Source organism: Rickettsia rhipicephali str. 3-7-female6-CWPP, assembly GCF_000284075.1.
GTDB lineage: Bacteria > Pseudomonadota > Alphaproteobacteria > Rickettsiales > Rickettsiaceae > Rickettsia > Rickettsia rickettsii.
Genome location: NC_017042.1, coordinates 150,644 through 163,908 on the forward strand (window position 1 = coordinate 150,644; position 13,265 = coordinate 163,908).

Consider the following 13,265-nt stretch of genomic DNA (forward strand, 5'->3'; position numbering starts at 1 on the left):
TTATGATACATGTAAAATATATAATTTTAGGGTTTATTATGGTGTCTAGTTTAAATCTTTACGCTGCTAACAATGATATAATTGCCAATAAGAAAGTTGTAAAGGTAGAAGTAAGTAATGAACATTTAAACACATTAAATGAAGCTTCTACTCTTTTAATTAGTTGTGTAGATTTTAGATTAATAGACGAAACAGATAAATTAATGAAGCAATTAGGATTAGAAGATAATTTTGATAAAGTATCACTGCCCGGTGCATCGCTTGCCCTCGTTAACGACAAATATACTTATTGGGGAAAAACAATAGAAGATACTATTGAGATTTTGCAAGAATTACATAACATAAAACAAATTGTTTTTCTTGATCATAGAGAATGTGGAGCTTATAAAATACTTATAGGTCAGGAACAGCTAAATACCAAGGAAAAAGAAACGGTAGCACATGCAGCAATTTTAAACAAGGCCCGTGATATAATAAAAGAAAAATTCCCCCAATTAAAAGTTTATACTTTTTTAATGGGTTTTGATGGTGTAGTAGAGCAGATTTATGAAATACCTAGCTAAAAGCGGAGTTGTTGTATGGATAGGTTTACCCGTCATTGCAAGGAAATTGCGTAGCAATCTCAGGAGTTTGTTATTATTTCATGAGATTGCCGCACAGCCTACGGCTGCTCGCAATGACGATTTTTGATCCGCACAATAACGGCTAAGAAAAGTAATTTATTTTGTATCTTTGCTCTTATTATCATTAGAATCAGCAGTATTATTCTTTTGGTCATTTTCTACCGATAGTTTAGAGATAGATAGTTTTTGTTTATATTTTTGTTGCTCTGCTAAAAAATTTTGAGCCTCTTTGGAAAGGCTGTTATATAGTTCACGTTTCTTCTTATTAATCTTGACTATTGCTACTCTATATTTTTGTATTTCCTCCCGTACTTCCGGTTTTATAGTACCGGCGTAAGCAGAAAAATCATCTATAATTTTTTGTGTTGTAACATCGTTAGTTTTTGCTGCATCTTTTTTTGAGCCGTCAGAAGTTGTACTATTGGCAAAGCAGCTTGTACTAAGGAAAATAGTTATTCCAAATATTATTTTTTTTATCATATAAACCTTAAGCCTTATTCTTGATAATTAGACCATTTTTAAGTCTAATAGTCAATAGACTTCTTTTGGAACTCTACTTCTAGGGGGAATTTGTACGTCAATCTGGTACTTGTATCCTCACGTACTTTTTTATACGCTGCGGTGCTGCGTTCCGTGTTTCCTCCAAATTCCTCCCTATAAGCGAGTTCGAAAAGAAGTCTAATATATAATAGAAATTATATGTATTTTCTATTTGTATTTTATTGTTTGGTGAGTATAAATATACTAATAGTTGGGAAAAATATAAAATTATGAAAAATATACAGTATTATAATAATAACGCTCAAGAGTTTTATATCAGAACAATCAATGCAGATTTGTCTGATAACTATAAAGCATTTACTAGCTATTTACCTGAACAAGCTCATATTTTAGATGCAGGTTGTGGAGTTGGTCGTGATACAAAATATTTTTTAAGTCAAAGATATCAAGTTACTGCTTTTGATGGTTCAACCGAAATGGTTAAATTAGCTACAAAAGAAACCGGAATAGATGTACTGCACTTCACTTTTCAAGATATCGATTTTAAGGAATCGTTTGATGGTGTTTGGGCTCAAGCAACTCTCCTTCATGTACCTTATAATGAAACAATCAATGTGTATAAAAAATTCATGCTGCATTAAAGCCGGAAGGCATTTTTTATGCTTCTTACGGATACGGTTCAGATATTATACAACGTGATGATCGTGATTTTTACAATATGTATGAAGATACAATAAAACCTTATTTTAACAGGCTTTTTGAAATAGTTAAAATATGGACGGAAAAGAGTAAGAGATTCTCTACAAGTAAAGAGGCATTATGGTTAAATTTTATTGTTAAAAAAAGTAAAACAATATGATTAGGTTAGTTTACTTATTTCTTGCTTTAATAATCAGTTTTAAAATATATGCAAAGGAATATAAAGGCTTAACATATAACGTTATGAAAAAGATAAGCATGTGATTCATGTGTTAACTATTGATCCTAAGAATTTTGGGTTAAAACTAGTTAAAGCTCATAATCAGGTTATAGGCAGAGAAACAGTAAACGTTATGGCACACCGCACTAATACAGCTGCTGCTATTAATGCCGGATTCTTTGAAATCGCCGGTAGTGATGACGGCAGACCAAGCCTTACTTTAATGATTGACGGCAAGCTATTTAGTCTTAGAAAACAACTACAAAGTTTGTTAATTATAGATCAGGGCAATATTCAAATTACCAAGGCTAGTGCAAAAATTTTAGTAGAAATAGACGATAAATCTGTTATTCCCAATAAAGACGGTAAGCTTATAAATTTAAGTAACACTGCTTCAATAGTAACCGGTATTCCCTTATTGGTTCAAAACGGTAAAAATGTTGTAGATAATCCAAAGCAAGATGATCCGGCTCATGCTCGTACTGCCTTAGGAGTGCGTAATGACGGTACTATAGTTATAGTTGAGCATATTTATAAGCAACATGTAAAAGACCTTAAGCTTGTGCAAGTAAGATCAATATTACGGAAAGAGAAATAAATAAATGTTGATAAATTAACAATCCCTGAAGCTTTAAAAATTTTAGAAAAACACCTTGTTAATGATACTGTGATAGGATTAACTAAAACAGAACTTGCAGATTATATGTTAAGCCTTGGATATGAATCGGCAATCAATTTAGACGGTGGCGGTTCTTCTACATTATTCATGGGCGGAAAAATTATAAATAATGTAACAGGTGATGAAGATGAAGCTTTAGGCGAACATCTCGTGCGTTCCGTATCCGATGCAATAGTATTATACCTATAAAGTAAATTTACGTTGCCCTAACATGGAACAATGTCATTCCTGCGAAGGCAGGAATTCAGTAACTAAAAGATATAAATATATTTAATTTTTTATATTAAAAGCTCGGATAATTTCGCTTTTTTCTAGATTCCCGCTTTCGCGGGAATGACATACTCAAATTTTAGCTAGAATGACATTTGAGATTTAGAGAACCCTAAGATTTTATATTTTCCTGCTCCATTGCTTTTTTACGCATTTCTAAATATTCTTCTTTATTCATTATTTTTTTGGGAGCTACATAATCTAAAAATACTTTTCCGTTTAGATGATCGATTTCATGCTGGATAACTCTTGCTAAAAATCCTTCTGCGATACCTTGAATTTGATTTCCATTTATATCATATGCGTGATAATGAATTTTCTTGAATCTTGCTACCGGTCCTATAGCATTTTCAACAGAAAAGCATCCCTCGTAATCTTCATGTTTATCAATACCTATCGGTTTATATGAGGGGTTAATCCAAATAGTTTTAGGCATTGTATCCTTAAGGTCAGGACGCCATTTTTTTAACTCTGCATCTTCATGTACTGCAAATATTATTATACATTTTGATATGCCTATTTGCGGTGCAGCAAGTCCTGCACAATTTTCTTCTTGATCATATTTCTTTTCTAAAATAGATATATCACGTAAATCTTCTGAAGATAACGGAAAGTTTAAAGTTTTTGCCTTTATTCTAATAGTTTTATCCTCTGAACTATTTAAGGTTTGAATGTTCAAAGTTACATATTGCGGTAATGAAATATTGTTTTCATTTTTCATATTACTTTTACAACCTGTTATAAAAATTATAGCAGTTAATAATAGAGCTGTTTTTAATTTGGACATATATTTTATTATAATAATTTATAAATAGAAAATTATAGATAGAAACTAAAATCAAGTAAATAAATTGTCATATTTCTTTTACGCATCCTATAGTTAATAATTTTATTTAATATCTTTTGAGAAAAAATCAATAGGTTTGACTTTTCTAACATATTCTAGTACAATGTTTATCTTCAAAATAAGAAAAATTTAATTTATGAGTACTTCCAAAAGTGACAATTATCTCTCGGAATTAAGAAAGGTAATTTGGCCTATAGAAAGATATGAAAATAAGAAGTTTCTTCCTATGGCGTTTATGATGTTCTGTATTTTATTAAACTACTCGACGCTTCGTTCAATTAAAGACGGGTTTGTAGTAACGGATATAGGGGCAGAAGCAATAAGTTTCTTAAAAACATATATAGTACTACCTTCTGCCGTAATCGCTATGGTAATTTATGTTAAGCTCTGCGATATTTTAAAGCAAGAAAACGTGTTTTATGTTATTACTTCATTTTTCTTAGGGTATTTTGTATTATTTGCGTTTGTTCTTTACCCCTACCCTGATTTAGTTCATCCTGATCCTGAAACCATAGAATCTTGGAGTTTAGCTTATCCTAATTTCAAATGGTTTATAAGAATAGTTGGGAAATGGAGTTTTGCATCTTTTTATACTATGGCAGAGCTTTGGGGAACATTGATGCTTAGTTTATTATTTTGGCAATTTGCTAACCAAATTACTAAAACCGATGAAGCTAAACGTTTTTACTCAATGTTTGGTTTACTTGCTAATTTAGCATTGCCTGTAACATCCGTAATTATTGGATATTGCTTGCATGAAAAAACTCAAATAGTTGCAGAACATCTAAAATTTGTGCCTTTATTTGTTATAATGATAACAAGTAGCTTTTTGGTAATATTAACATATAGATGGATGAATAAAAACGTTCTAACCGATCCTAGACTTTATGATCCGGCATTAGTAAAAGAAAAGAAAGCTAAATCTAAAATGTCATTAATAGACAGTTTTAAAATGATCTTTACTTCTAAGTATGTAGGTTATATTGCATTGTTACTTATTGCTTACGGTGTTTCAGTAAATTTAGTTGAAGGTGTTTGGAAATCCAAAGTAAAAGAATTATATACGACAAAAGAGGCTTATACTATATATATGGGTAAGTTCCAATTTTATCAGGGTTGGGTTGCAATTGCTTTCATGCTTATAGGTAGTAATCTTTTAAGAAAAGTATCATGGCTAACTGCAGCTATGATAACTCCATTAATGATGTTAATTACCGGTGCAGCGTTTTTTGCATTTATCTTTTTTGATAGTGTTATTGCTATGCATTTAACAGGTATTCTTGCTTCAGGTCCTTTAGCACTTGCTGTTATGATCGGTATGATTCAAAATGTTTTAAGTAAAGGTGTAAAATATTCTTTATTTGATGCCACTAAAAACATGGCGTATATTCCGCTTGATAAGGATTTACGAGTAAAAGGGCAAGCTGCTGTTGAAGTTATCGGAGGAAGATTTGGTAAATCAGGCGGTGCTATTATTCAATCTACATTCTTTATTTTATTTCCTGCATTTGGTTTTGTAGAGGCAACTCCTTATTTTGCTTCTATATTCTTTGTAATAGTAATATTATGGATATATGCCGTTAAAGGTTTAAATAAAGAGTATAAAGTTTTGGTAAATAAAACCGAAAAATAGAATTTGTTAAAATTTAATATTATAAAAAAAGCAAGTTTCTAAGACTCTGAAACTTGTTTTTTTATAGTCGGAGAGTTTACAATATGACAAATACAAGATCCAAAATTAGAACTCCAAGATCGCCATATGTAAAAAAATATAATAGTTGGCGAGTAAGGATTTTGTATTCTATTATTATAGGTTACGCAACTTTTTATTTTTGTCGTCAGAATTTTAATATAGCAACTCCTGCTATAAGAGCATATTTTGGGGTTACTAAAACACAAATTGGCTGGATATTAACTGCTTCATCTATTATGTATGGAGTTAGTAAAGCTTGTAACGGGTTTATTAGCGATAAAGTTAATGTTCGGATATTTATGGTTTTGGGGCTTTTATTTGTCGGGATCATTACTATGCTAATAGGTTTTTCAGATTCTTTATGGCTTATAGGAATTTTATGGATAGCCAGTAACTGGTTTCAATCTATGGGCTGGCCTCCTGCAACAAAGATGCTTACTCACTGGTTCGCTTCAAAAGAACTTGGAACTAAATGGGCTATGGGTGCAACTTCTAATCAAATAGGTGGTGCCCTTGCTATGATAAGCTGCGGTTATTTAATCGATAAATTTGATTGGAGAGCTGCTTTTTTTGTTCCAGGTGTAGTTGCTTGTGTAGTATCGCTTTTTTTATATAATAGGCTTCGTAATTCTCCAAAAGAAGTAGGTTTATCTACCGTAGAGGCATATAAAGAATATCCGCCTGAAGCTATAGGAGATTATGAGAAGCTATTAACTCCACAATTACTTAAAATGGTCTTTTGTAATAAGCTAATATGGTATGTTTGTTTAGCAAACATGTTTGTTTATATAATACGTTCCGGAGTAATTTATTGGGCTCCAACATTTTTAAAAGATTTACGTAATATAAGTCTTGCAAATGCAGGCTTACAAATCGGTTTATATGAAATGATAGGTATCCCAGGGGCATTAATAGCAGGTGTTTTATCTGATAAACTATTTCAAGGTCGTCGAGGTCCTGTTGCATCCATATGTATGGTATTGCTTAGCTTATTGTTAGTCTTGTTTTGGAAATTTCCTATTCATAGTGAATTATTAAGTATAGTAATTCTTTCTTTAATAGGCTTTTTTGTTTCAGGACCTCAGCTCCTTGTAGGTATAGCAGCTGCTGATTTTAGTACCCGTCAGGCTGTCGGTACGGCTAATGGATTATCAGGGTTATTTGGTTATTTAGGAGCGGCTATTGCGGGAGTCGGCGTAGGATGGATTAGCGATAATTATGGTTGGAATGGGGTATTTATATTTTTCAGTATTTCTGCTCTTTTAGGAGGAGGATTATTTGCTTTAATATGGAATCGTTCAGCTAAAAAATAAATTTAATAATTATGATAAATAGGTTACAAAATGACAATACAATATACTTTTTCAATGATTAAGCCTGATGCTATCAAAAGGAATAAAATAGGGCAAGTTAATACTTACTTAGAAAATGCCGGTTTAAAAATAGTAGCCCAGAAAATGAAATTTTTAACTAAATATGAAGCTGAATGTTTTTATGATGAGCATAGAGCAAGACCGTTTTTTAATAGCTTAGTTGAATATATTACTTCAGGAGCGGTAGTACTTCAAGTGCTTAAGGGGGAGGATGCTATAACTTTAAACCGCACAGTTATGGGTGCAACTAATCCTGCTGAAGCTGAAGCAGGCACTATTAGAAAAGATTTAGGCGAATCAATTGAGGCTAATAGTATTCATGGTTCAGATAGTGAAAATAGTGCGAAAAGAGAAATCGAATTTTTCTTTAATAAATCTGAAATTATAGAATAATTAATGCTAAAATATGACGTAATAGTTATAGGCGGTGGACATGCAGGCGTAGAAGCAGCCGCCGCTTCTGCACGTCTTGGAGTTCCTACTCTCTTGATTACGTTAAAACCGGAAAATTTAGGCGAAATGTCTTGCAATCCAGCAATCGGTGGGATTGCAAAAGGCACATTAGTTAAAGAAATCGATGCACTTGATGGGTTAATGGGTTATGTTATAGACCAAGCCGGTATACATTATAAAATGCTGAATGAGACTAGAGGACCAGCCGTTTGGGGACCTAGAGCTCAAGCTGATAGAAAGCTTTATAAAAAAGCGATGTATCAAGTATTAACAAATTATCCTAATCTAGATATATTATATGGAAAAGTGGAAGATATAGAAATTAAATCTTCTAAAATTGAAGCGGTTATTTTAAATAACGGTAGCAAAATTCTTTGTCAAAAAATTATATTAACTACAGGTACTTTCCTATCAGGGCTTATTCATATTGGACAAAAAAAAATTCCTGCTGGTAGAGTAGATGAAGAGCCTTCGTATGGATTATCAAATACATTAAAACAAATAGGTTTTAAACTGGCTCGTTTAAAAACAGGTACACCGCCTCGAATTGATGGACGTACTATTGATTATAGTAAAACAATTTTACAACCCGGCGATAAAATTCCTCGTCCTTTTTCTGAATTAACAAATATTGTTAATGTTTCTCAGATAAATTGTTTTATCACAAAAACAACCTCAGAAACTCATGATATTATACGTGAGAATCTTGATAAATCCGCAATGTATTCAGGGCAAATAGAAGGAATAGGACCGCGATATTGTCCTTCTATTGAAGATAAAATAGTCAGATTTAGTACAAAATCAGAACATCGTATATTTTTAGAACCTGAAGGGTTAGATGATTATACGATTTATCCAAACGGTATTTCTACTTCTTTGCCTGAAGATGTGCAACATAAATTAATCAAAACAATACCAGGATTAGAAAATGTAAAGGTTTTACGTCCAGGTTATGCTATAGAATATGATTATGTTGATCCACGTGAAATAAGTGTTACGCTAGAGACAAAAAAAATAGCTGGATTGTATTTTGCCGGGCAAATTAACGGTACTACAGGATATGAGGAAGCCGCAGGGCAAGGTATAATAGCCGGTATAAATGCTGCTTTAGCAGTAAAAGATCAAGCACCGTTTATGTTAACAAGAGCAAACAGTTATATTGGAGTAATGATTGACGATTTAACAACATTTGGTACTATAGAACCTTATCGTATGTTTACTTCTCGCTCAGAATATAGATTATCTTTAAGAGCAGATAACTCTGATTTACGTTTAACGGAATTAGGGATGAACATTGGAGTCGTATCAGAAAAACGTAAAAAAATATTCACAAAAAAATGTGAAGATATAGAAAAAATAAAATCATTATTAAATACCTTGTCTTTAACTACTAGTAAACTTGCTAAAATGGGTATACAGGTTGCACAGGATGGTACATATAAAACAGTATTAGACTTATTTAAAATACCTAATTTTAATGTTGAACAAGCTATTAAAATTTTTCCTATGCTTAAAGAAACACAAAATAATAACATTTTGCAATTACTCTATATTGAAGCAAAATATGCTTCATATTTAACTAGACAACACGCAGATATTAATTTATTTCAAAGTGAAGAGGCGCAGTTAATACCTAAAAATATTGACTATTTTAAAATACCAAGTATATCATTAGAGATACAGGAAAAACTTTCTTCCCATAAACCTACTACTATTGGTGTAGCACGTCGAATTCCAGGGATTACACCTGCAGCAATTACGGCTATTATAATTTATTTAAAAACTAAATATAGTGATGGAAGTTCCACGTGAAATAATTGAAAAGTTAGAAATTTTTCAAAAGTTAGTTAAAAAATGGAATAAATCAATCAATCTTGTATCGGATAATACTATACATAATTTTTGGCAACGTCATATATTAGACTCATTACAATTAATACAATATATTGATAATAAAGAAATACATTTGGTTGATATAGGAAGCGGTTCCGGTTTGCCTGGTTATAGTATTATCTATAGCGGGGGTAGCGCAAGTAAGTTTAATAGAAGCTGATTTACGTAAATGTATATTTTTAGAAAAAGCATCAAAGATATCAAATAATAACATACAAATAATCAATCAAAGAATAGAAAAAATAGAAATAGATTGTAGTATATTAACTTGTAGAGCTTTCTCTAACTTAAATACAATATTTAATTGCATAAAAAATATTTCAGTACGAGAAAAATTTTTGTTATTAAAAGGAAAAAATTATTTAACTGAAATAGTAGAAGCTAAAGAGAGATGGTTATTTGGTTATTTAATACATCAAAGTATTACTTGTGAAGAAGGGAAATTTCTAGAAGTTAGTAATTTAACAAAAATGATATGAAAGTAATTGCTATTGTTAATCAAAAAGGAGGGGTAGCAAAAACTACAACTACTGTAAATTTAGCTACAGCTTTTGCTGCTGTAAATAAAAAAATTTTAGTTATAGATCTTGATCCTCAAGGGAATAGTAGTACCGGTTTTGGAATTAGTCAGCAACAACGCAAAAATACTATATACCAAGTATTAACAAATTTAATAGAATTGAAAGATGCAATAATTTCTACAGATATACCAAATTTAGAAATAATTACTTCAAACACTAATCTATCTGCGGCTGAATTAGACTTAACAAAATTAAATGACCGAGAATATATTTTAATGAAGCTATTGGAAGAAATAAAAATATTATATAATTATATAATTATTGATTGCCCTCCTTCATTAAATTTATTAACGGTGAACGCTTTAGTTGCAAGCGATGAAGTACTGATTCCAATGCAATGTGATTTTTATTCTTTAGAAGGATTAAGTCATTTGTTAAAAACAATTGAAATTGTAGAGAAAAAATTAAATCCTAAGATAAAGATTGCAGGTATATTATTTACAATGTATGATAAACGTAATCGTTTAACTGAACAAGTAGAAGATGATGTTAGAAAATGCTTAGGAGAATTAGTATTTAAAACCGTTATTCCAAGAAATATTAAACTATCTGAAGCTCCTTCATATGGAAAACCGGCTATTATATATGATTATAAATGTTCGGGAGCAGTTGCATATATAGAACTTACAAAAGAAATCTTAGAAAGATATGGCGAAAAATAAAGGACTAGGAAGAGGATTATCTTCATTACTTGGAGAAGAAGTTATTTCTATAGAATCAGAAATAGTACAAATAATAAATATTGATAAAATAAGACCAAATGAGAATCAGCCTAGAAAAAACTTTGAATATGATAAAATAAAAGAATTAGCAGATTCTATATTGAATAATGGTTTATTACAGCCTATTATTGTTGATAATAATTTCCAAATTATAGCAGGAGAGCGACGCTGGCGTGCATGTAAATTAGCAAAAGTTTTAGAAATACCGGTAATTATAAAAAATTTAGATGCTAGAGAGAGTATGGAAATAGCATTAATTGAGAACATACAAAGAACTGATTTAACAGTGATGGAAGAAGCTCGTGGCTTTAAATATTTAATAGAAAATTTTAATTATACGGCAGAAAAATTAGCTGAAAGGCTTGGTAAAAGTCGTAGTCATATAGCTAATTTATTAAGGCTTAATAATTTGCCGCAGTCTATTCAAGATAAAGTAAATGAAAATATACTAAGTATGGGGCAAGCTCGGTGTTTAATAAATCATGAACATGCAGAAGTAATAGCCGATCATATTATAAATAATGATTTAAATGTACGTCAAACAGAAGAACTAGTAAGACAATGGTATAAAAAAAATGAGTATACAAAATCCCCTAACAATAATAACAAAATAGGAAAGCGTTTTTTAAAGGACAACGCTACGGATAATGATCTAGAATTATTAGTAAAAGCTTTATCAGAAAAGTTTGGTATAAAAATAACAATAGAAAATTATCCATTAGGCGGAAAATTAATGTTTCATTATAAAGATTTGGAAGAATTAGACTTGATATTATTAAAATTAAATTAAAATGCATATGGAAAAATTATCAATAAGCTTGAACGAAAAATTATAAATATAAAAGTATACACAATCCTCAAGCTGCTAAAATTAAAGTATATATACAGCATTTTATTTCTTAAGATAAATATCTAAACGAGAAAAACAATGATAGAAATTACAATGTCTGATTTTGAATTATATGATCATAGAGCAATAAATTCATACAATACAGTAGTAAATATATATATCGGTGTAAAATAATAATATAAGGAAATAATTTATGTCATATCAATATGTTTATGAAATGGTTGGTTTAAGCAAAATTATAAATGGTAAACGAATTTTAAAAGAAACAAATTTATCATTTTTACCAAAAGCTAAAATCGGTATAATAGGTCCAAATGGAGCAGGCAAATCGACTTTATTAAAAATAATGGCAGGTATTGATAAAGAGTTTGAAGGTAAAGCAACAGCTAAAATTGGTATAAAAGTAGGATATTTACCTCAAGAACCGTATCTTGATGCTAGTAAAAATGTTTTTAATAATATCATAGAAGGTCTTCATGAAAAGAAAAAACTTATTGATGAATTTAATTATATAAGTAACAAATTTGCTGCTGAAATCACTGATAAAGAAATGCAAAAGCTTTTTGATAAACAAGCAGAATTGCAAGAAAAAATAGACAATTGTGATGGATGGAATCTAGAACGTGAAATAGAGATCGCAATGCTTGCTTTACGTTGCCCACCAAAAGAAGCAGATATTACAAAAATTTCCGGTGGAGAAAAAAGAAGAGTGGCTTTATGTAAATTGCTTTTAGAGAAACCTGATATGTTGTTACTTGATGAACCTACAAATCATTTGGATGCAGAATCAGTTTCTTGGCTTGAGGATTATTTAAAGCATTATGAAGGTACTGTAATATTAATTACCCATGATCGTTATTTTTTAGATAATGTTACAGAATGGATATTAGAAATAGATCGTGGAAATTGTATACCGTGGGAATCAAATTATAGTTCTTGGCTTGAGCAGAAGCAAAAAAAAATAGCTTTAGAAAGTAAAGAAGACGATGATAGAAAAAAACAATTGAATCGTGAACTTGAATGGATTCGTCAAACTCCAAAAGCTAGGCAATCAAAAAATAAAGCACGTATTACAGCATATCAAGAGTTATTAAATAAACAACAAGAACAAAAAACCGATCCTACTCAAATAATTATACCTAACGGACCTCGTTTAGGTGATCTTGTTATTGAAGCAGAACATATAGCTAAAAAATTTAATAATAAAATATTATTATCAGATTTTAGTTTTAAAGTTCCACGTGGAGCTATTGTAGGAATTATTGGACCGAATGGAGCAGGTAAGTCTACTTTGTTTAATATTATTACAGGTAAAATAATGCCAGATAGTGGTTCTATTAAAATTGGTCAAACGGTAAAATTAGGTTATGTCGATCAATCACGGGATCATTTAGATGATAATAAGACTATATGGGAAGAAATTTCAGAAGGTCTAGATGAATTACAACTTGGTAATAGAATAATTAAAAGTAGAGCTTATTGTGCAGCTTTTAATTTTAAAGGCGGTGATCAACAAAAAAAAGTTGGACACCTTTCAGGTGGAGAACGTAACAGAGTACATTTGGCAAAATTATTAAAAGAAGGAGCAAATGTTATATTATTAGATGAGCCGTCTAATGATTTAGATATTGATACATTAAGAGCACTTGAGGATGCTATTTTAGATTTTGCAGGTTGTGTATTAGTGATTAGTCATGATAGGTGGTTTTTAGATAGAATAACCACTCATATTATATCATATGATAAAGAAAATAATGCTACATGGTTTGAAGGAAATTATCAAGATTATCATGAATATATGCTAAGTACTAACGGGGAAAGTATTTTAAATCCAAAATATAAACATAAGAAATTAATATAA

General features: G+C 30.6%; 11 protein-coding genes and 3 pseudogenes. 11 read left to right on the forward strand and 3 right to left on the reverse strand.

The genetic code is table 11. The features are described from left to right. The first annotated feature begins 2 nt into the window (after nucleotides 1-2). Nucleotides 3-563 carry a carbonic anhydrase gene (locus MCC_RS00885; protein ID WP_041405082.1) on the forward strand — a complete coding sequence of 187 codons (561 nt, stop codon included), beginning with the start codon at nucleotides 3-5 and terminating at the stop codon, nucleotides 561-563. Between the two features lie 156 nt (nucleotides 564-719). Here MCC_RS00885 and MCC_RS00890 read toward each other — a convergent pair whose 3' ends face one another. Together MCC_RS00890 and MCC_RS07505 are read right to left on the reverse strand one after the other, a co-directional pair. Beyond that, complete coding sequence (locus MCC_RS00890; protein WP_014408141.1) at nucleotides 720-1,103, reverse strand: hypothetical protein; 384 nt, start codon at nucleotides 1,101-1,103, stop codon at nucleotides 720-722. Between the two features lie 50 nt (nucleotides 1,104-1,153). Next, nucleotides 1,154-1,303: pseudogene (locus MCC_RS07505) on the reverse strand (palindromic element RPE1 domain-containing protein); the annotation flags it as partial. A gap of 90 nt (nucleotides 1,304-1,393) precedes the next feature. Between MCC_RS07505 and MCC_RS09905 the strand changes: the two are divergent. Together MCC_RS09905 and MCC_RS09910 are read left to right on the forward strand one after the other, a co-directional pair. Continuing rightward, nucleotides 1,394-1,765, forward strand: coding sequence for a class I SAM-dependent methyltransferase (locus MCC_RS09905; RefSeq protein WP_231288721.1), 372 nt, complete (start codon nucleotides 1,394-1,396; stop codon nucleotides 1,763-1,765). A 411-nt stretch (nucleotides 1,766-2,176) separates the two neighbouring features. Then, nucleotides 2,177-2,911, forward strand: a pseudogene (locus tag MCC_RS09910) (phosphodiester glycosidase family protein). Between the two features lie 193 nt (nucleotides 2,912-3,104). Here the strand turns inward: MCC_RS09910 and MCC_RS00910 are convergent. Beyond that, complete coding sequence (locus tag MCC_RS00910) at nucleotides 3,105-3,779, reverse strand: peptide deformylase (RefSeq protein WP_014408142.1); 675 nt, start codon at nucleotides 3,777-3,779, stop codon at nucleotides 3,105-3,107. A 196-nt stretch (nucleotides 3,780-3,975) separates the two neighbouring features. Between MCC_RS00910 and tlc1 the strand changes: the two genes are divergently transcribed. The 8 genes and pseudogenes from tlc1 to ettA all read left to right on the forward strand — a co-directional run bounded on the left by tlc1 (nucleotide 3,976) and on the right by ettA (nucleotide 13,265). Beyond that, on the forward strand, nucleotides 3,976-5,472 hold the full coding sequence (gene tlc1 / locus MCC_RS00915; RefSeq protein ID WP_014408143.1) for an ATP/ADP exchange transporter Tlc1: 1,497 nt from the start codon (nucleotides 3,976-3,978) through the stop codon (nucleotides 5,470-5,472). An 83-nt stretch (nucleotides 5,473-5,555) separates the two neighbouring features. Then, entirely contained in the window at nucleotides 5,556-6,845 is a 1,290-nt protein-coding gene (locus tag MCC_RS00920; protein WP_014408144.1) for an MFS transporter, read from the forward strand. Between the two features lie 30 nt (nucleotides 6,846-6,875). After that, complete coding sequence (gene ndk, locus MCC_RS00925) at nucleotides 6,876-7,298, forward strand: nucleoside-diphosphate kinase (RefSeq protein ID WP_010420526.1); 423 nt, start codon at nucleotides 6,876-6,878, stop codon at nucleotides 7,296-7,298. A 3-nt stretch (nucleotides 7,299-7,301) separates the two neighbouring features. After that, entirely contained in the window at nucleotides 7,302-9,170 is a 1,869-nt protein-coding gene (gene mnmG, locus MCC_RS00930; protein WP_014408145.1) for a tRNA uridine-5-carboxymethylaminomethyl(34) synthesis enzyme MnmG, read from the forward strand. Further along, nucleotides 9,154-9,730 (forward strand): annotated as a pseudogene (gene rsmG, locus MCC_RS00935) (16S rRNA (guanine(527)-N(7))-methyltransferase RsmG). Before mnmG ends, rsmG begins: the two are co-directional and overlap by 17 nt. Further along, nucleotides 9,727-10,494, forward strand: coding sequence for a ParA family protein (locus MCC_RS00940; protein WP_014408146.1), 768 nt, complete (start codon nucleotides 9,727-9,729; stop codon nucleotides 10,492-10,494). Before rsmG ends, MCC_RS00940 begins: the two are co-directional and overlap by 4 nt. Further along, nucleotides 10,481-11,344 carry a ParB/RepB/Spo0J family partition protein gene (locus tag MCC_RS00945; RefSeq protein WP_014408147.1) on the forward strand — a complete coding sequence of 288 codons (864 nt, stop codon included), beginning with the start codon at nucleotides 10,481-10,483 and terminating at the stop codon, nucleotides 11,342-11,344. The genes MCC_RS00940 and MCC_RS00945 overlap by 14 nt, the downstream gene beginning before the upstream one ends. A gap of 253 nt (nucleotides 11,345-11,597) precedes the next feature. Next, entirely contained in the window at nucleotides 11,598-13,265 is a 1,668-nt protein-coding gene (ettA, locus tag MCC_RS00950; RefSeq protein ID WP_014408148.1) for an energy-dependent translational throttle protein EttA, read from the forward strand.

Coding starts and splice junctions, on each gene's coding strand:
- MCC_RS00885 (WP_041405082.1), top strand. CDS start 3: ATGATACATGTAAAATATATAATTTTAGGGTTTATTATGGTGTCTAGT.
- MCC_RS00890 (WP_014408141.1), bottom strand. CDS start 1,103: ATGATAAAAAAAATAATATTTGGAATAACTATTTTCCTTAGTACAAGC.
- MCC_RS09905 (WP_231288721.1), top strand. CDS start 1,394: ATGAAAAATATACAGTATTATAATAATAACGCTCAAGAGTTTTATATC.
- MCC_RS00910 (WP_014408142.1), bottom strand. CDS start 3,779: ATGTCCAAATTAAAAACAGCTCTATTATTAACTGCTATAATTTTTATA.
- tlc1 (WP_014408143.1), top strand. CDS start 3,976: ATGAGTACTTCCAAAAGTGACAATTATCTCTCGGAATTAAGAAAGGTA.
- MCC_RS00920 (WP_014408144.1), top strand. CDS start 5,556: ATGACAAATACAAGATCCAAAATTAGAACTCCAAGATCGCCATATGTA.
- ndk (WP_010420526.1), top strand. CDS start 6,876: ATGACAATACAATATACTTTTTCAATGATTAAGCCTGATGCTATCAAA.
- mnmG (WP_014408145.1), top strand. CDS start 7,302: ATGCTAAAATATGACGTAATAGTTATAGGCGGTGGACATGCAGGCGTA.
- MCC_RS00940 (WP_014408146.1), top strand. CDS start 9,727: ATGAAAGTAATTGCTATTGTTAATCAAAAAGGAGGGGTAGCAAAAACT.
- MCC_RS00945 (WP_014408147.1), top strand. CDS start 10,481: ATGGCGAAAAATAAAGGACTAGGAAGAGGATTATCTTCATTACTTGGA.
- ettA (WP_014408148.1), top strand. CDS start 11,598: ATGTCATATCAATATGTTTATGAAATGGTTGGTTTAAGCAAAATTATA.